The 17,570-nt window shown below is 72.3% G+C and carries 19 protein-coding genes; 8 read left to right on the forward strand and 11 right to left on the reverse strand.

Annotated features, from left to right (window positions below; translation table 11 throughout):
* The 5 genes from N1F89_RS04325 to N1F89_RS04345 all read left to right on the forward strand — a co-directional run.
* Positions 1–200, forward strand: a 200-nt coding sequence (locus tag N1F89_RS04325) for a hypothetical protein (RefSeq protein WP_290081807.1), incomplete at its 5' end; no start/stop codon positions are given.
* Positions 201–327: 127 nt separating this feature from the next.
* On the forward strand, positions 328–570 hold the full coding sequence (locus N1F89_RS04330; RefSeq protein WP_290081809.1) for a DUF1344 domain-containing protein: 243 nt from the start codon (positions 328–330) through the stop codon (positions 568–570).
* 235 nt (positions 571–805) lie between these two features.
* Positions 806–2,026 carry an NAD-dependent epimerase/dehydratase family protein gene (locus N1F89_RS04335; protein ID WP_290081811.1) on the forward strand — a complete coding sequence of 407 codons (1,221 nt, stop codon included), beginning with the start codon at positions 806–808 and terminating at the stop codon, positions 2,024–2,026.
* Between the two features lie 37 nt (positions 2,027–2,063).
* Positions 2,064–2,882, forward strand: coding sequence for a glycosyltransferase (locus tag N1F89_RS04340; protein ID WP_290081814.1), 819 nt, complete (start codon positions 2,064–2,066; stop codon positions 2,880–2,882).
* On the forward strand, positions 2,879–3,781 hold the full coding sequence (locus N1F89_RS04345) for an NAD(P)-dependent oxidoreductase (protein ID WP_290081817.1): 903 nt from the start codon (positions 2,879–2,881) through the stop codon (positions 3,779–3,781). Before N1F89_RS04340 ends, N1F89_RS04345 begins: the two co-directional genes overlap by 4 nt.
* A gap of 391 nt (positions 3,782–4,172) precedes the next feature.
* On the opposite strand, the gene N1F89_RS04350 is transcribed toward N1F89_RS04345, so the two are convergent.
* The 3 genes from N1F89_RS04350 to N1F89_RS04360 form a co-directional block, all read right to left on the reverse strand.
* A complete protein-coding gene (locus N1F89_RS04350; RefSeq protein ID WP_290081820.1) occupies positions 4,173–5,033 on the reverse strand; it encodes a hypothetical protein in 861 nt (286 codons plus the stop codon).
* 139 nt (positions 5,034–5,172) lie between these two features.
* Positions 5,173–6,390: a mandelate racemase/muconate lactonizing enzyme family protein gene (locus tag N1F89_RS04355; RefSeq protein WP_290081821.1), complete on the reverse strand. Its 1,218-nt coding sequence runs from the start codon at positions 6,388–6,390 to the stop codon at positions 5,173–5,175.
* Positions 6,391–6,423: 33 nt separating this feature from the next.
* Complete coding sequence (locus N1F89_RS04360; RefSeq protein ID WP_290081823.1) at positions 6,424–7,515, reverse strand: zinc-binding dehydrogenase; 1,092 nt, start codon at positions 7,513–7,515, stop codon at positions 6,424–6,426.
* Between the two features lie 202 nt (positions 7,516–7,717).
* On the opposite strand from N1F89_RS04360, the gene N1F89_RS04365 reads away from it, so the two are divergent.
* Positions 7,718–8,110 carry an acyl-CoA thioesterase gene (locus N1F89_RS04365; RefSeq protein ID WP_290081825.1) on the forward strand — a complete coding sequence of 131 codons (393 nt, stop codon included), beginning with the start codon at positions 7,718–7,720 and terminating at the stop codon, positions 8,108–8,110.
* 4 nt (positions 8,111–8,114) lie between these two features.
* On the opposite strand, the gene N1F89_RS04370 is transcribed toward N1F89_RS04365, so the two are convergent.
* From N1F89_RS04370 to N1F89_RS04385, 4 genes are all read right to left on the reverse strand, one after another.
* Positions 8,115–9,446, reverse strand: coding sequence for a hemolysin family protein (locus N1F89_RS04370; protein WP_290081827.1), 1,332 nt, complete (start codon positions 9,444–9,446; stop codon positions 8,115–8,117).
* Between the two features lie 175 nt (positions 9,447–9,621).
* Entirely contained in the window at positions 9,622–10,368 is a 747-nt protein-coding gene (locus tag N1F89_RS04375; RefSeq protein WP_290081829.1) for an extensin family protein, read from the reverse strand.
* 182 nt (positions 10,369–10,550) lie between these two features.
* Positions 10,551–10,976, reverse strand: coding sequence for a DUF3775 domain-containing protein (locus N1F89_RS04380; protein ID WP_290081831.1), 426 nt, complete (start codon positions 10,974–10,976; stop codon positions 10,551–10,553).
* A gap of 109 nt (positions 10,977–11,085) precedes the next feature.
* The gene (locus tag N1F89_RS04385; RefSeq protein WP_290081834.1) at positions 11,086–11,973 is read right to left on the reverse strand and encodes a DMT family transporter; all 888 of its coding nucleotides are present in this window, start codon (positions 11,971–11,973) and stop codon (positions 11,086–11,088) included.
* A 207-nt stretch (positions 11,974–12,180) separates the two neighbouring features.
* Between N1F89_RS04385 and N1F89_RS04390 the strand changes: the two genes are divergently transcribed.
* Positions 12,181–12,723: a tetratricopeptide repeat protein gene (locus N1F89_RS04390; RefSeq protein ID WP_290081838.1), complete on the forward strand. Its 543-nt coding sequence runs from the start codon at positions 12,181–12,183 to the stop codon at positions 12,721–12,723.
* Between the two features lie 18 nt (positions 12,724–12,741).
* On the opposite strand, the gene N1F89_RS04395 is transcribed toward N1F89_RS04390, so the two are convergent.
* Entirely contained in the window at positions 12,742–13,872 is a 1,131-nt protein-coding gene (locus N1F89_RS04395; RefSeq protein WP_290082042.1) for a PQQ-dependent sugar dehydrogenase, read from the reverse strand.
* A gap of 263 nt (positions 13,873–14,135) precedes the next feature.
* Here N1F89_RS04395 and greA point away from each other — a divergent pair, with 263 nt between their 5' ends.
* Complete coding sequence (greA, locus tag N1F89_RS04400) at positions 14,136–14,609, forward strand: transcription elongation factor GreA (protein WP_290081841.1); 474 nt, start codon at positions 14,136–14,138, stop codon at positions 14,607–14,609.
* 24 nt (positions 14,610–14,633) lie between these two features.
* Here greA and waaC read toward each other — a convergent pair whose 3' ends face one another.
* The 3 genes from waaC to rfaD are packed head-to-tail and all read right to left on the reverse strand — an operon-like array spanning position 14,634 to position 17,562.
* On the reverse strand, positions 14,634–15,638 hold the full coding sequence (waaC, locus tag N1F89_RS04405) for a lipopolysaccharide heptosyltransferase I (protein ID WP_290081844.1): 1,005 nt from the start codon (positions 15,636–15,638) through the stop codon (positions 14,634–14,636).
* Positions 15,635–16,639, reverse strand: coding sequence for a lipopolysaccharide heptosyltransferase II (gene waaF, locus N1F89_RS04410; RefSeq protein ID WP_290081847.1), 1,005 nt, complete (start codon positions 16,637–16,639; stop codon positions 15,635–15,637). Before waaF ends, waaC begins: the two co-directional genes overlap by 4 nt.
* Complete coding sequence (rfaD, locus tag N1F89_RS04415) at positions 16,612–17,562, reverse strand: ADP-glyceromanno-heptose 6-epimerase (RefSeq protein WP_290081850.1); 951 nt, start codon at positions 17,560–17,562, stop codon at positions 16,612–16,614. The genes waaF and rfaD overlap by 28 nt, the downstream gene beginning before the upstream one ends.
* Positions 17,563–17,570: the final 8 nt, after the last annotated feature.

Here is a 17,570-nt window from a genome sequence, read left to right on the forward strand (position 1 = left end):
CGTCGCTCACGCCGGCCGCGCGGCCGTTGCCGAATGTGATGAAGATGCTGTGCGGGCGATCCGCCCGCGTGCGGCGGCGTGAACGATTCGCCCCGCGATTGCGGCCGATCCGGGGCGGCGACGGCGCCGCGCATGGCGGCCGGACTCTCGCCCGCGGTTCGCCGGCGTACCATTGCGGCGAAAATAAGTCATTGGAATGATTGCAGTTCTTCACGCCGATTGATTTGCTCGCCGCGGTCCGGCGCGCCAGTTTCCGCTCTGTCGACGGCGCGGCAGGTTCCTGCGTCCGGCCGTCGGCCACAGCAACCAGTGAAGGGAGTACCCGTCATGAAGAAGCTTCTCGCAACGCTCGCCGCCACCGGCTTTCTCGCGCTGTCGGCGCAGGCCGCCGAGGTCGAGGGCACGGTGCAGTCGGTCGATCCGGCCGCGCGCATGATCGTGATGGAGGACGGCACCGCCTACACCGCCGACGGCGCGGTCGACCTGGAGTCGCTGACGGTCGGCTCCTCGGTCACGCTGACCGTCGACGACGCCTCCGGCACGGTGACGGCGGTCGACACCGGCATGTAATCGGCCAGCGCGGGCGGCCGTGCTGCGGCCGTCCGCCTCCTTGCGTCCGGGCGCGTTTCGCGGCATGCAATTTCTGTCACAATGCGTCGCTAGACCATGAAGCCGCAAGGCGCGGGGCGGTTTGCGGGCCGCATGGTCGGCCGGGATCGTTCTGCCGCCCGGGGTGAGGCCAGGTGACGCCGCTCGGCGGCAGCATGCGGCCGGCGCCGGATTCGATCAGCAAGGGACCGATTCGATGAAGATTGCAGTTCTCGGCGGCGACGGTTTCGTCGGCTGGCCCACCGCGCTCCACCTGTCGGCGGCCGGCCACGAGGTGCACATCGTCGACAACCTGTCGCGCCGCTGGATCGACACCGAGCTCGGCGTGCAGTCGCTGACGCCGATGGATTCCATCCAGGAGCGCACGCGCATCTGGCACCAGGAGACCGGCCGGCGCATCCATTTCCACCTGATCGACCTGGCGCGCGACTACGAGGTCTTCAAGGCGTGGCTCGCCGAGACGCGGCCCGAGGCGGTGATCCACTTCGCCGAGCAGCGCGCCGCGCCCTATTCGATGAAGAGCGACCGGCACAAGAACTACACGGTCAACAACAACGTCAACGCCACGCACAACCTGCTCAACGCGCTGGTCGAGGTCGATCTCGACGCGCATCTGGTGCATCTCGGCACGATGGGCGTGTACGGCTATTCGAGCGTCGGCGCGGCGATCCCGGAAGGCTACCTGCCGGTCGGCATCGACACGCTGGCCGGCGAGACGGCGCGCCAGGAGATCCTCTACCCGGCCAATCCCGGCTCCATCTACCACATGACCAAGTGCCTGGATCAGCTCCTGTTCCAGTTCTACGCCAAGAACGACGGCCTGCGCATCACCGACCTGCACCAGGGCATCGTGTGGGGCACGCACACCGACCAGACCCGGCGGCACGTGCAGCTCATCAACCGGTTCGACTATGACGGCGACTACGGCACGGTGCTCAACCGCTTCCTGATCCAGGCGGCGATCGGCTACCCGCTCACCGTGCACGGCACCGGCGGCCAGACGCGCGCCTTCATCCACATCCAGGATTCGGTGCGCTGCATCGAGCTCGCCCTCAGGGAGCCGCCGGCGCGCGGCGACCGTGTCAAGATCTTCAACCAGATGACCGAGACGCACCGCGTGCGCGACCTGGCCGAGCTCGTCGCGCGGCTGACCGGCGGCAAGGTCGCCTACCTGCCGAACCCGCGCAAGGAGGCGGCCGAAAACGATCTCGTCGTGCGCAACGACCAGTTCCTGGCGCTCGGCCTCGACCCGATCACGCTAGAGGAGGGGCTGCTGTCGGAGGTCGTCGACGTGGCGCGCAAATACGCCTACCGCGTCGACCGCAGCCGCATCCCGGCCGTCTCGGCCTGGACGCGCGACATCGCGCCCACGGTCGAGCGCGACCCGGAGGGCAAGCGGCTGAAGAGCGTCGGCTGACGGCGGGCATCGCCCGCGCCCGCCGGAGCAAGGCCCCGTGTCCGCGTCCCGCCACGCCTATGTGACGCTCGTCACCAACGCCGACTACGCGACGGGCGCGCGCGCCCTGGTCAACTCGCTCAAGCTGACGGCGACGGCCGCCGACATCGTCGTCATGCACACCGGCGGCGTCGAGGCGGCGGCGCTGGCACCGCTCGAGGCGCTCGGCGCGCGGCTCGTCGCGGCCGAGCTGCTGCCGACCTCGGACGCCTTCAACCGGCGCCACGCGCGCGAGCGGCTGCATGCTGCCGCGCCCTTCACCAAGGGCGGCAAGCCGGCCTTCCACACGCCGCTCGACAATTTCGCCAAGCTCCGGCTGTGGCAGCTCGCGGCCTATGAGCGCGTCGTCTTCATCGACGCCGACGCGATCGTGCTGCGCAACATCGACCGGCTGTTCGGCTATCCCGAGTTCTGCGCCGCGCCCAACGTCTACGAATCGCTTGCCGACTTCCACCGCATGAACTCCGGCGTCTTCGTCGCCAGGCCCGCGCAGCGCACCTTCGCGGCCATGCTGGAGCGGCTCGACGCGCCGGACGCGTTCTGGCGGCGCACCGACCAGACCTTCCTGCAGAGCTTCTTTCCCGACTGGCACGGCCTGCCGGTGTTCTACAACATGCTGCAATATGTCTGGTTCAACCTGCCGGCGCTGTGGGACTGGCGCTCGGTGTCGGTGGTGCACTACCAGTACGAGAAGCCGTGGCAGGCGGGCCACGACAAGGCCGACCGGCTGGCGCCGCTGATCGCGCTGTGGCGCGCCTATCACGACGGCACGGCGATCCCCGACATCGACGCGCTGGCCAACCCCGCGGCGGCATGACCGCGCGGCCCTCCACGCTGGTCTCCGGCGCGACCGGCCAGGTCGGCCGGTTCCTCGCCGAGGGCCTGGTTGCGGCCGGCCACCGGGTCGTGGCCGCCGGCTGCACGCCGCCCGCGGCAGGCTTTTTCTCGCCGCCGCTGCCCTTCCGCCCGCTGTCGCTCGCGGCGGCGCCCGACGCGGCGCTGTTTGCCGGCGTCGACGTCTTCGTGCACGCCGCCTTCGACCACGTGCCGGGGCGCTATCGCGGCGGCGAGGGCGACGACCCGGCCGGCTTCCGCCGCCGCAACCTCGACGGATCGGTGGCACTGTTCGAGGCGGCGCGCCGCGCCGGGGTCCGTCGGATCGTCTTCCTGTCGAGCCGCGCGGTCTACGGCCGCCAGCCGCCCGGCGCGCCGCTCGCCGAGACGACGCCGCCGGTGCCCGACACGCTCTACGGCGAGGTCAAGCACGCCGCCGAGACGCGGCTTCTGGCGATGGGCGCCGACGGCGTGGTGCCGGTCGTGCTGCGCGCGACCGGGGTCTACGGCCCGGCCGGTCCCGGCCGCACGCACAAGTGGCAGGGGCTGTTCGACGACTATCTGGCCGGCGGGGCGGTGGCGCCGCGCGCCGGCACCGAGGTGCACGGCCGCGACCTCGCCGCGGCGGTGGCGCTGCTCGCCGGGCCGGCGGCCGGGCCGGGCGGCGTGTTCAACGTGTCCGACCTGGTGGTCGACCGGCGCACGCTGCTCGCCATCGTGCGCGATGCGACCGGCTGCCGCCACGCGCTGCCGCCGGCGGCCGACTGCTCGGCGCTCAACGTGATGGACTGCGCCAGGCTGCGCGCGGCGGGCTGGCGCCCCGGCGGCCGGCCGCTGCTCGAGCGCACGGTGCGCGCCATGGCGGCGGAGATGGCGCCGTAGTTTACAGGCGAAGCGGCAATCCGTTCGCCGCTTGGACCCGCGTCGAGGCCGCAAGCTGGGGCCGATCCGCGAGCCTGTGACAGGCAGACCGGCTCGGGCGCACGCGGCGGAGCGAATGCGCCCGGCAGCGCGGTCGTGTCCCCGGCAAGCCGAGGCGGGGCACCGCTTCGCCGTCGGCAGGCCGCCATCCCGTCTTTGCATGGTGGTCCGCCCGCACGAAAAAGAGCCCGACGAAAAGCCGGGCTCTCCCGCGGGCCGGCCCGTGCCGGCCGGTGCGCCTTGCCGATGCGCTGGGGCCGACCCGCTTTCAGGGGATCGCAGATCGGCCCCACCTTATTGCTTCGACGCGTTTGCGGACGGCGAACCGGTATCCACTTCGCCGGCAAACGCTTTAGTAGGTCAGGAAGTGGAAGGTGTAGACGGGCACCGCCACGACGCCGGCGTCACCGGCTTCGGCGCCCTGCGCATCCTGACCCGCCTGGGCGTCGTCCTGCGCGGTGCCGCCCTCGTCGACCGAAGCCGTGGTGGTCTGGTCGAGCGGGCGCGACATCGCCTCGCCATACTCCTGCTCGCTGACGGAATCGGAGGCGTCCGCGTCGAGCGCATCGAAGCGGGCGTCCGCCCATGTCTCGTCACGCTCGGCCGAAGGCCGGGCCGTCCACTCCTCGGTGTCGACCATGCCGTCGTCGTTGGTGTCGAGCGTGTCGAAGGTCATAGCCGAGCGCTGCGCGGCCTCGTCCTTCGACATCGATTCCATGGTCTGCGGGTTCTCCGCCTCGTCCGGCGACATCCAGACGTAGCGGCGCAGCGCAGAGAACGGCTCTTCCCGGCCGGCCTCGGTCACCATCGCCTCGCGCACGTTGTCGTAGGAGATCTCGGCCAGCTCGCGGAACTCGTCACGGCTGATCGCCTCGTCCTGGTTGGCGTCGGCCTCGGCGAAGTTCTCGGCGCTGCGGTCGGCGGCGGCCGACGGCAGGGCACCCGGCGTGCCGGTGCAGTCGAAATACTCGACGCGGGTGATGTTGCCGTCGCCGTCCTTGTCGATCGCGCCGAAGCGGGCCTCGATGGCGTCCTGCGCCTCCTGCCTGTTCACCATGCCGTCGCCATCGGCGTCGACCTTGGTCCAGGCCGCGTCGCAGTACGAACCGGCATCGGCCATGCGGTTGGCGCTGCCGGTGTCCTGGGCGTGGGCGGCGAACGCCGTGCCGCCCATGGCGAGGGCAACGGCGGTGGTGCGAAGAAGATGAGCCATCCTGTCACTCCCTTGTCCGTTTCGCTCGCGTGCCGGGCACGCGCCCCTCCTGCGGGCCGAAACTGTTTCGCGGGAGCTGTGTTCCGTGCGGCGACGGACAGTCCGGCCAGAAAAAAAAGCGCCGGTGCGGCGCTGCGCGTCACGGCACCAGCGGGTCGGGGGCCATCTCCAGATGCAGGCGGTCGCCGTCATAGGGATGCGCCTCGGCCACCGCCTCGTCGAGCTCGACGCCAAGGCCGGGCTCGCCGGAGGGCACGACATGGCCGTCCTGCCAGACGATCGGCGACTTGAGCAGCGCGGCGTGGAAGCCGTCCCAGGTGCGGATCGATTCCAGGATCAGGAAGTTGGGCAGCGTCACGGCGAGCTGGATGTTGGCGGCCGCCACCAGCGGGCCGCAATAGCAGTGCGGCGCGATCTGCACGTGATGCGCCTCGGCCATGGCGGCGATCTTCTTGGTCTCCAGGATGCCGCCCGAGCGGCCGAGATCCGGCTGCAGGATCGCCGCGGCGCCGAGCGCCAGCAGCCGGGCGAACTCGTGCTTGGTCGTCAGCCGCTCGCCGGCGGCGATCGGGATCGTCGTCTGCCGCGCCACGGTCGCCATCGCCTCCGGGCTGTCGGGCGGCACCGGCTCCTCGAACCACAGCGGGTCGGCCGGCTCGATGGCGCGCGCCATGCGCAGCGCGCCGGCCGGCGTGAACTGGCCGTGCGTGCCGAACAGGATGTCGGCCGCCGTGCCGACCGCCTCGCGCACCGCCATCACCATGCGGGCGGAGAGGTCGATGTCGACGAGCCGCGGCTGGTGGCCGTCGAAGGCGGTGTAGGGGCCGGCGGGGTCGAACTTGACGGCGTCGAAGCCCTGCCGCACGCAGGCGAGCGCGGCCGCGGCGGCCAGCTCGGGATCGTTGTAGACGTTGCGCTGCGGCGCCTCCGCCTCGTCGGGATAGACGCTGCCGGTTTCCGGGTAGAGATAGGTGTAGGAGCGCAGCGTCTCGTGCACGCGGCCGCCGAGCAGCTTGTAGACCGGCCGGCCGGCCTCCTTGCCGACGATGTCCCAGCAGGCCATCTCGAGCGCCGACACGCAACCCATCATGGCGACGTCGGGCCGCTGGGTGAAGCCGGAGGAATAGGCACGGCGCCAGAACGCCTCGATGTCGTGCGGGTCGCGGCCGACCAGGTGGCGCGCCGCCACGTCCTCGATCATGCGCGCGGTGACGTGCGGCCCGAAGCTGGCGTTGTAGGCCTCGCCGTAGCCGTGCACGCCGCCGTCCGTCGTCAGCCGCACGAAGATGAAGTAGCGGCCGCCCGCCTGCGGCGGCGGGTTGCCGACCACCCAGGTCTTCACGTCGGTGATCCTCATGCCGCAGCTCCCCCCGCCGCCGGCCAGGCGGCCTCAGTCGAACACGATGACGTTGCGCAGCGCGCGGCCGTCCTTGACCGCGGCGATCGCCTCGTTGATCCGGGCGAGAGGGTAGCGGCCGGTGATCAGCGCGTCGAGTTCGAGGCGGCCGCTGCGGTAGTGCTCCACAAGCCGGGGGATGTCGAGGTCGATGCGCGCCTCGCCCATCTTGGAGCCGAGGATGCGCTGGTTGCAGGCGGCCAGCGTGGCCGGATCGTATTCGGCCATCACGCCGCTCGGCGGCATGCCGACGACGACGACCGCGCCGTTGCGCGCGATCAGGCCGAGGGCGCTGTCGAGCGCGGCCTTGGCGCCGACGGCGACGAAGACGTGGTCGACGCCGCGGCCGCCGGTCAGCGCGCGCACCGCATCGGCGGCGCTGTCGCGTGCGGGATTGACCGCGTGGTTGGCGCCGAAGCGGCGGGCGGCGGCGAGCTTGTCGTCGGACAGGTCGACGGCGACGACGAGGCCGGCACCGGCGAGCACGGCGCCCTGCACGCTGTTGAGGCCGACGCCGCCGCAGCCGACAACGGCGACCGTGTCGCCGGGCCTGACGCGCGCCGTGTTCATCACCGCGCCGTAGCCGGTGATGACGCCGCAGGCGAGCAGCGAAGCGGGCGCGAAGCCGATGTCGGGCGGGATCGCGACGAGCTGGCTTTCGTGCACCACCACCTTCTCGGCGAAGGCGCCGGTGCGCATCGCCTGCACGTAGGTGGCGCCGTTGCCGTCGCCGAGCGGGCTCGTCCGGTCGAGCGCGAACTCCGCCTCGCACATCACCGGGCTGTCGCGGCCGCAATAGTGGCAGGCGCCGCACGAGCGGATCAGCGTCACCACCGCGTGGTCGCCGGGCCGCACGCGGCTGACGCCGGCGCCGGTCGCCGCGACCACGCCGGCCGCCTCGTGGCCGTAGACCGCCGGCAGCGCGCCGCCCCACGCGCCCTCGGCGAAGGCGATGTCGGAGTGGCAGATGGCGCAGGCGCGGATGTCGACCAGCACCTCGCCAGGCCCGGGCGGCGCCAGCACCAGATCCTCGACGACGAGCGGCGCGCCGAAGGCGCGACAGACGGCGGCCTTGATGACGGTCATGGGGCGTTTCCCGCGTTGCCGGAACGACAGTAGACCACCGGCCAGCGGCCGTGCATCGGCATTCCGACGTCGGCGCGGCCCGGCGTGTCGGATTTGCCGCATGCGCCCCGTGCCGCGCGCGCCAGGCCGCCGCGGCGGCGTTGACCGCGGGCCGGCCGGGCGCTACCGGAACGGACCGTCACCGCCACGTCCGAGGTTCCCCATGCCGCCAGCCCAGTCCAAACCGTCCGGCGAGCTCACGCTGCGCACGCTCGCCATGCCGGGCGACGCCAATGCGGCCGGCGACATCTTCGGCGGCTGGGTGATGGCGCAGATGGATCTGGCCTGCGGCATCCGAGCTGCCGAGCGCGCGCGCGGTCGCGTCGTCACGGCGGCGGTCAAGGAGATGTCGTTCGCCAAGCCGATGCAGATCGGCGACACGCTGTGCATCTACACCCATGTCGAGCGGGTCGGCCGCACCTCGATGGTGCTCAGGGTCGAGGCCTGGGCGCAGCGCTACCTGTCCGACGTGATGGAAAAGGTCACCGACGCGGAGTTCGTCATGGTGGCGCTCGACGCCACCGGCAAGCCGAAGCCGGTGCCGCCGGAGGCGTGAGGCCTCAGGCGGCCGGCGGGGTGTCGTCGCCGGGCACCGCGCTCTCCGGTGCGCTGCGGCCCGGCGCGGCGATCACCTTGTCGATGCGCCGGCCGTCGAGATCGACCACCTCGAAATGCCAGCCCAGCGCCTCGATCGTCTCGCCGGCGCGCGGCAGGCGCTGGAACTCGGCGAGCAGGAAGCCGGCGACGGTCGTGTAGCTGCGCCGCGCCGGCAGGCGGATGCCGAGATGGTCGGCCATCTCGTCGACCGGCATCGAGCCGGGCAGCAGCCAGGAGCCGTCGGCGCGCTCGACGATGTCGCGCTCGCCCTCCTCGGCGTCGGCGCGGAAGACGCCGGCGATCGCCTCCAGGATGTCGGCCGGCGTGACGATGCCCTCGAAGTGGCCGTACTCGTCGTGCACCAGCGCCATCGGCACCTTGGCCTCGCGCAGGATCGCCAGCACGTCGAGGGCGTCGGCGAAGTCGTGCACGATCGGCGCCTCGGTCAGAAAGTCGTGCGGGTCGGGATGCTCGCCGGCGAGCAGCGCCGGCAGCAGCTCGCGCAGCCGGATGACGCCCAGCATGGTGTCGATCGAGCCGTCGCCGGCCGGCAGCAGCGAGTGGCGGGTGTTGCGCAGCGTCGCGCGCACCGTGTCGGGATCGGCCGACAGGTCGACCCAGTCGACCTCGCCGCGCGGCGTCATGATGGCGCGCGCCTTGCGGTCGCTCAGCCGCATCACGCCGGCGATCATGCGCCGCTCGTCGGTCTCGATCGTGCCGGAGCGCTCGGCCTCGGCGATCAGCGTCTTGATCTCCTCGTCGGTGACGCGCTGGCTCGAGGTGCGCTCCTGGCCGAGCAGCGCCAGCACCGCGCGGCCGGAGACGTCGAGCAGCCAGACGAGCGGCAGCGCGATGCGCGACAACAGCGCCATCGCCGGGGCGACGCGCATGGCGATCGCCTCCGGGTCCTTGAGGGCGATCTGCTTGGGCACCAGCTCGCCGATGATCAGCGCGACATAGGTGATGACGGCGACCACGCCGCCGACGCCGAGCGCGCCGGCGGTCGACGGCGCGAGGCCCTGGGCGGTCAGCCAGTCGGCCAGCCGCTCGCCGAGCGTGGCACCGGACACCGCACCCGACAGGATGCCGACCAGCGTGATGCCGATCTGCACCGTCGACAGGAAGCGGCCGGGATCGGCCGACAGCGCCAGCGCGCGGGCGGCGCCGCGCGCGCCCTCGTCCTGGCGTGCCCTGAGCCGCGCCGGGCGGGCCGAAACCACGGCAAGCTCCGACATGGCGAGCAGGCCGTTGAAGACGATGAGCACGAGCAGGATGAGGATCTCAACGAAGAGCATGGTTCGTCATTACCATGATGCGGAAGGGTGTGAAGCGGTTTTCGCACGACATCACGGTCTATCTCATTGATTTTGCCGCATCTATGCTGTGCGGCGCGGTTCCGCCGGCTGCGGCGCGGGCGCGCGCGGCGGCCCGGAACGGCAAGCGGGGGCGGCGTCCCGCGCCCGGCGCCGCTCAGCGGCAGGCGCGATAGCCGTTGCGGCGCTGCTTCAGGTCGAAGTGGAAATGGTCGGCATGGTCGGCGTCGTAGCCGGGGCCGAGCACGGTGGTGAAGTAGTCGCAGCCGTCGGCGCGCACCGTGTTGAGCAGGCTCTTCTGGCGGAAGGCGAAGAAGCCGGGCCGACGCACGTCGATGTCGCGGCCGTTCTTCAATTCGATGCGCATGACGTCGAGCGCGTTGCCGCGCGAGTGCTCGGACGGCGTGCCCGTGCCGCGGATGTTGCGGCAGGAGTAGCTCGAGCCCTGGTGGATGGTGCCGATGCCCGACAGGTAGCGCAGCCGGGCGGCCGGCGCGAGCTCGTTCTTGGTCCAGCTCGCGAAGCTGAGCGCCATCTGGCAGGTCAGCGTGGCGGCCGGCTTCATCGCGATGCCGCCCGACAGGCCGCTCACCTCAACGGGATAGTCGACCCGGCAGGCGCCGCCGTCGTTGATCGGCGCCAGGTCGCGGTAGCGGACGCCGAGGCGCTTGAGCTTGCGGCGGCAGGCGACCTCCTCGCCGGGCATGCGGGCCTGCGAGGCGCGCGGGCTGAACAGCCGCGGATAGCCCGACAGGAAGGGGTTGGACGGCACCAGCCGCTGCAGGCCGCGCGCCGGAACGGCCGCCGTGCGCGCGCCGACGTCGACGTCCGGCGTCGGCGACAGCACGTCGCTCGCCGTACAGGCCGACAGCACCAGCCCGCCGCCGACGAGCACGGCAGCCATCGCCGCGCGCCGTCCGCGCCCCTTGAGAGCTCGCCGCAAACCCGTCCGCACGCCACGCACCATCGACCCGTCCCCGGAAAAGGAAGGGCCAGACTAGGCGGCAAACGGTAAAGGAATGCTCAGCGGCGGCGTTCACCTTTGCGGCCATATTGCGGCACGCGTGGCGGTGCCGGGCGCGGCGCTCAGATGCCGAGCGCCTCCAGCCCCTCCTCGAGATAGTCGCTCAGCATCGGCATGCCGAGCAGGTACTGCGCGGTGCGGCGGTTGCCGCGCTGGCGCGCCTCGTTCACCGCCTCCTGCCAGTCGGCGGCGTCGTAGTCGCCGCGTCCGACCCAGGCGATGGCGACCAGCTCGGCCGCCTCGTCGACGTTGAGGTCGTCGACCAGCTCGCGGAACTCCTCCTCCGTCAGGTCCTCCGCCTCCTCCTCGGCGAGGCCGTCATGGTGGTGCGAATCCTGCGACTGGTCGTCGAGCTCGACCTCGTGCTCCTTGCCGTCCTCGTAGTCGTCGGGCATGTCGGCGCTGATGGCGCGCGCCTTGAGGATCAGCATGCGCACGGTGTCGGGATCGATGGTCAGGTCCCAGTCTCTGTCGGCGGGCTCGGCCACGGTGTATTCTCCCTCGCTGGTACGCCGGGCCAACGCGTCGGCACGGCATTCGCTGCATGGTCGGGCTCATGATTGGCGCCGTCGCCGGCGCCGCGCAAGCCCGTCGCGCTCAGGCGGCGCGGCGGCGGCGCGTCAGCGGCGGCACGACCTCGACGGCCAGGATCGCGGCGAAGATCAGCACGCAGCCGAGCAGGCCGCTCGGCGGCAGCCGCTCGCCGAGGATCAGCGCGGCGAACAGCGCGGCGAAGACGGCTTCCGTCGACAGGAAGATCGCCGCCTGCGGCGCCGTGGTGTAGCGCTGGCCGACGACCTGCAGGGTGAAGGCGATGCCGCCGGAGAAGATGCCGGCGAACAGGATCTCCGGCAGCGCGGCGGCGATCGCGGCCGCTGCGACCGGCTCCAGCGCCGCGGCGGCGGCAAGGGCGATGGCGCCGGTGATCGCGAACTGGGTGACGGCCAGCGTGACCGGCCGGCCGGTGTGGCTGGCGTGGCGGCCGATCAGGATGACCTGGATCGCCCAGAAGGCGGCGCACAGGATGGTCAGCCAGTCGCCCGGCCGCAGCGCCACCGCGCCGCCGCCCGACAGCAGCCAGATGCCGGCCAGCGCCGACAGGGCGGCCGGCCACACCACGGCATGCGGCCACTGGCGGAAGATCAGCACGGCGAAAAACGGCACCATCACCACGTAGAGCCCGGTGAGGAAGCCCGAATTGGTCACCGTCGTGGTCAGCAGGCCGTATTGCTGCGCCGCCATGCCGGCGAACAGCAGCACGCCGATGACGGCGAAGGCGCGCCAGTCGGCGCGCGTCAGCGGCGCCTCCGCGCGCCTGGCCTCGGCCAGCGCGAAGGGCAGGATGACGAGCGTGGCGAGGCTGAAGCGCAGGCCGATGAACAGCAGCGGGCCGATCGCGGCCATCGCCGTCGACTGCGCGACGAAGCCCATGCCCCAGATGGCGCCGGCCGTCAGAAGCAGCAGATTGGCCCGGTTTCGCGTCATGCGGAGCCTGCGTGCGCACGGGTTGCGAAGGCGGCCGGCGGCCGCCGCCGTCCGGTTTAGGCAGCCCGCCGCCTCCAGGCAACCGGCGCGGCTTGGTCCAGCACGCTTCCGTCACGGCAAGTTGATGCGGGCAGCGGTCCGCCCGGCGCTATCATGGCACCGGCCGCGCCCGCTGCGGCGGGGCGGCCGGCAACAGGGAGGTCAGCCATGCCACGCAGTGCAATCGGCATCCTCGGCGCGCTGGCGCTCGCCGCGCCGCTCGCAGCCGGCCCCGCCTGGGCGGCCGGCGGCGGCGGTGGCGGCGGCGGCAACGCCGCCACCCAGTGCACCAACGGCAAGGTGTGGGATTCACGCCAGCAGAAGTGCGTCGATCCGCAGGACAGCCGCCTCGACACCGAGACGCTCTACGCCGCCGGCCGCGATCTGGCACGGGCGGAGCGCTACGGCGAGGCGATCCGCGTGCTCAGCCTCGCCGCCGACCGCGGCGATCCGCGCATCCTCAACTATCTCGGCTACGCGCACCGCAAGCAGGGCCGCGTCCGCGTCGGTCTCGGCTACTATCAGGAGGCGCTGGCGATCGACCCGGACTTCACGCTGGCGCGGGAATATCTGGGCGAGGCCTATCTGCAGATGGGCGACGTGGCCGCCGCCGAACGGCAGCTCGGCGAGATCGCCGCGCGCTGCGGCACCGGCTGCGCCGAACATGCCGAGCTCGAGCGGCAGATCGCCGCGCATGTGGCGGGCGGCTGACGCGGCCGCGGCGCGCGCTCAGCCGGCGCGCGTCAGCCGGACGATCTCGCCGTCGGGCTTGTCGCTGAGCAGCCACACGGAGCCGTCGGGCGCCACGTCGATGTCGCGGATGCGGCCGAAGGCGCCCTCGAGCAGCCGTTCCTCGCCGATGATCGCGCCGGACGCGTCGCGCTTCAGCCGGCTGACGAGCTGGTATTTCAGCGCGCCGACCAGCAGGTCGCCGCGCCACTCGGGAAACATCGCGCCGTCGTAGACGACCGCGTCGGACGGTGCGATCGAGGGGTCCCAGTGGTAGAGCGGCGGGCGGTAGCCGGGCGCCTGGCTGCCGACCCCGATGCGGGCGCCGGAGTAGTGCCGGCCGTAGCTGACCACCGGCCAGCCGTAATTGCCGCCCGGTGCCGGCCGGTTGACCTCGTCGCCGCCGCGCGCGCCGTGCTCGACCGTCCACAGCGCGTCGGTCACCGGGTCCCACAGCGCGCCCTGCGGGTTGCGGTGGCCGATCGACCACAGCTCGGGCAGCGCGTCGGCGCGGTCGCGGAAGGGATTGTCCGCCGGCACGCTGCCGTCCGTGGCGATGCGCAGCACCGAGCCGGCGGCGTCCCGCGCGTCCTGCGCGCGATCCTGCTCGCCGCGGTCGCCGATGGTGACGAAGAGCGTGCCGTCGGGCGCGACGACGAGGCGCGACCCGAAATGCCGGCCCGACCCGGTCTTGCGCGGCATGGAATAGATCACCCTGACGTCATCGAGCCGCGGCCGGCCGTCCTCCTGTACCAGGCGGGCGCGCGCCACCGCGGTGCCGGCGCCGCCGTCGCCCGGCTCGGCATAGGCGAGGAAGACGGTGCCGGAGCGGGCGAAGTCACCGGCCACGGCGACGTCGAGCAGGCCGCCCTGGCCGGTGGCGGCGACCGGCGGCACGCCGGCGACGGGCTCCGACAGGAGGCCGTCGCGGAACAGCCGCAGCCGGCCCGGCCGCTCGGTCACCAGCGCGGCACCGTCCGGCAGGAAGGCGAGACCCCAGGGATGGGCGAGCCCGTCGGCCAGGATCTCGGCTTCGAGCGTCACGGCCTCGCTGCGGAAGGTCTGCGCCGCGGCGTGCGGCGCGGCGAGGCCGAGGCCGGCGGCGAGCGCCAGAACGGCGGCAAACGGCATGGGCATGGCGGTTCTCCTCCTCACCTTCGGCGAGATAGGACGGCGCCGCCGCGCCACAAGACCGGCGGCGCACGGGCGGCCGGACCGGATGCCGCAGGCCGCGAAATTTGTCGTGAAATTGCGTATGGAACTGGTATATTCAGGGCGGTTTGCTCGAAAACGGTTCCGTTGGCGGACGCTGTCGGACCGTTTTCTTTTTTGTGTCTTGTCTTCACCGCCGGCGGCACTTCGGGCCGGCGCAAAGCCAGGAAAGGTTGAGTGACATGAACAAGGTCCCGATGACCCAGGGGGGCTTCGAATCGCTGAAGGAGGAGCTGCGCTGGCGCCAGCAGGAAGAGCGGCCGCGTATCATCGAGGCGATCGCCGAGGCGCGGGCGCATGGGGATCTGTCGGAGAACGCCGAATACCACTCGGCCAAGGAAGCGCAGAGCCACAACGAGGGCCGCATCGGCGAGCTCGAGGACCTGATCGCACGCGCCGAGGTGATCGACGTGTCGAAGCTGTCGGGCTCCAGCGTCAAGTTCGGCGCCACGGTGGTGCTCGTCGACGAGGACACCGAGGAAGAAAAGACCTACCAGATCGTCGGCGACCAGGAGGCCGACGTGAAGTCGGGCCGCATCTCCATCTCCTCGCCCATCGCACGGGCGCTGATCGGCAAGGAGGTCGGCGATTCCGTCGAGGTCAACGCGCCGGGCGGCGCGCGCGGCTACGAGATCGTCAAGGTGCAGTGGGGCTGAGGCCCGCCGCGGCAGCGCCGACCGTCAGTCCCCCGCAAGCAGGGCCTCCGCCGTCTCCAGCACCTGCTCGGGCGTGATCGTCCGGCCGGCCGGCACGGCCGCGCGGCGCGAGACGGGCGCCAGGCCGGGATCGTCGGGCAGGGCGCTCAGCGTCGCGCAGCGCCGGCCGACCGGCCCGGTCAGGCCGGGCCGTGTCGCCAGGAACAGCGCCACCGTCGGCACGTCGAGCGCGGTCGCCAGATGCGTCAGCCCGGTGTCGACGCCGATCGCCAGCCGCGCGCCGGCGATGTGGCCGGCCAGCGCGGCGAGATCGGTCTTCGGCAGCACCACGGTTTCCGGCACCGCGGCGGCGATCGCCGCGGCGGTGGCGCGCTCGGCGTCGTCGGCATAGGTGGTGACCGGCGTCAGGCCACGCTCGACCAGGCCGCGCGCCGTCCGCGCCCAGGCGGCGTCGGGCCATTTCTTGCTCTGCCAGGTGGTGCCGTGCAGCAGGAAGGCGCGGTCGCCATTGCCGCGCGCCGGCATGCGCGGCGCAGCGAGGCCGTAGCGCACCGTGTCGAGATCCGGCCGGTAGCCGAGCGCCTGGCCGAACAGCAGCCGCGTGCGGGCGATGGCGTGCAGCCGGCGCGGCACGGCGTGGCGCTCGGCATAGAGCGGCGCGATCCAGCCCTCGCGGGCGCTGGCGCGGTCGAATCCGGCGACCGGCGCGCCGGCCAGGCGCGCCAGCAGCGCGCTCTTCATCAGCCCCTGGGCGTCGAGCACGCGGTCGTAGCCCGCCGCCTTCAGCCGGCGGCGCAGATCGCCGACGGCGCTGCGCGTCGCCGCGTCGAGCGGCCGGCGGCGCCAGCGCCGCATCGCGACCGGGATGGCGGTGCCGATGCCGGGATGCAGCGCGACAAGCGGCGCGAACGGCGCCTCGACCAGCCAGTCGATCGCCAGCCCCTCGACCGCCGCCAGCGCATCGGTGACGGCCGGGAAGGTGTGGATGACGTCGCCCATCGACGACGTCTTGACGAGAAGCAGCCTCACGGCGCCGCGGCCGGGACGAGCCGGTCGACGGCGGCCAGCACGCGCTCGACCGCGAGCCGGTTCATGCAGTCGGTGTGGCCGAGCGGGCACTCGCGGCGGTGGCAGGGCGAGCAGTCGAGCGCCAGCGTGACCAGCTCGCGGCGCGCCGTCAGCGGCGGCGTGTTGGCCGGCGAGGTCGAGCCGTAGATCGCCACCACCGGCACGCCGACGGCGGCGGCGATATGCATCAGGCCGCTGTCGTTGGTCACCGCCACGCGGGCACCGGCGATCAGGTCGACGGCGTCCTCCAGCCGCGTTCGGCCGGCCAGATCGATCGCCCGCGGCGCCGCGGCGGCGATCTCGGCCGTCACCGGGCGGTCGCGCGGCGAGCCGAGCAGGACGACCGGCAGGCCGCGCGCGGCGAGCCGCTCGGCGAGCGCGGCGTAGCTGGCCGCCGGCCAGCGCTTCGACGGGCCGAACTCGGCCCCCGGCATGAAGGCGGCGTAGCCGCCCGCCGTCAGCCCGTGCGCGGCCAGCAGCGCCGCTTGGTTGTCGCCGTCGACCGCGAGCCGCGGATGGCGCAGCGCGGCGTCGCCGGCGAGCGTGGCGAAGGCCTGCGCGGTCTTGCGCTTCATCGCCTCGGGCAGCGGCACGATGTCGTTGAGGAGCCCGTAGCGCATCTCGCGGCGGTGGCCGGTGCGCACGGGGATGCCGGCGAAGAAGGGCACCAGCGCCGACTTCCAGCTGCCCGGCAGCACATAGGCGCGGTCGTAGCGGCCGGCCAGCGCGCGGCCGAGCCGGCGGCGGGCGGCGAGCGCGAGCCGGCCGCGCGCGAAGGGCGCCTCGAGGCCCTCGCGCACCTGCGGCATGCGCGCGACCAGCGGCTTGGCCCAGGCCGGCGCCAGCACGTCGATCGCGGCGTCCGGCCAGCGCTCCTTGAGCGCGGCGAACAGGCACTGCGCCATCACCATGTCGCCGACCCAGGCGGGCCCGATCACCAGGATCGACGGTGCTTCAGCCATTCCACATAGTCCGTCACGCCCGCGCGCACGTCGCGGAAGGCGCCGTTGTAGCCGGCCCGGCGCAGGCGGCCGATGTCGGCCTGCGTGAAGCTCTGGTAGCGGTCCTTCAGGTGGTCGGGAAAGTCGATGTACTCGACGGCGCCGCGCCCGGTCGCCGCGATGACGCTCTCGGCGACGCTGCGAAACGGCTCGGCGCGGCCGGTGCCGCAGTTGAAGATGCCGCTCGCCCCGCCGTTGAGGAACCACAGGTTGACGTCGGCGACGTCGGCGACGTGGACGAAGTCGCGGCTCTGCTCGCCGGGGCCGTAGCCGTCATGGGCGCCGAACAGCTTCGGGTTCTCGCCGGCCGTCACCTGGTTGAACAGGTGGAAGGCGACCGAGGCCATCGCGCCCTTGTGGTCCTCGCGCGGGCCGTAGACGTTGAAATAGCGCAGGCCGACGACCTGCGACTGGCCCTCGATCAGCGCGACGCGGCGCACATAGTCGTCGAACAGCTTCTTGGAATAGCCGTAGACGTTGAGCGGGCGCTCCAGCGCCGGCTCTTCGGCGAACGCCTCGCTGGCGCCGTAGACGGCGGCCGAGGAGGCGTAGAGGAAGGGCACCCGCGCCTTCAGGCAGAAGTGCAGCAGCGCCTTCGAGTAGGCGTAGTTGACCTCCATCATGTAGCGGCCGTTCCACTCGGTGGTCGCCGAGCAGGCGCCCTGGTGGAACACCGCCTCGACCGGGCCGACGGCGGAGCGGCCGACGCGCGCGAGAAAGGCGTCCTTGTCCTCGTAGTCGGCGATTGACAGGTCGGCCAGGTTGCGGAACTTGGTGCCGTCGGTCAGGTCGTCGACGACGAGAATGTCGTCGCGGCCGGCCGCGTTGAGCGCGGCCACGATGTTGCTGCCGATCATGCCCGCGCCGCCGGTGACGACGATCATTGTCCGTT

Source organism: Aquibium sp. A9E412 (genome assembly GCF_030398335.1).
Lineage (GTDB): Bacteria > Pseudomonadota > Alphaproteobacteria > Rhizobiales > Rhizobiaceae > A9E412.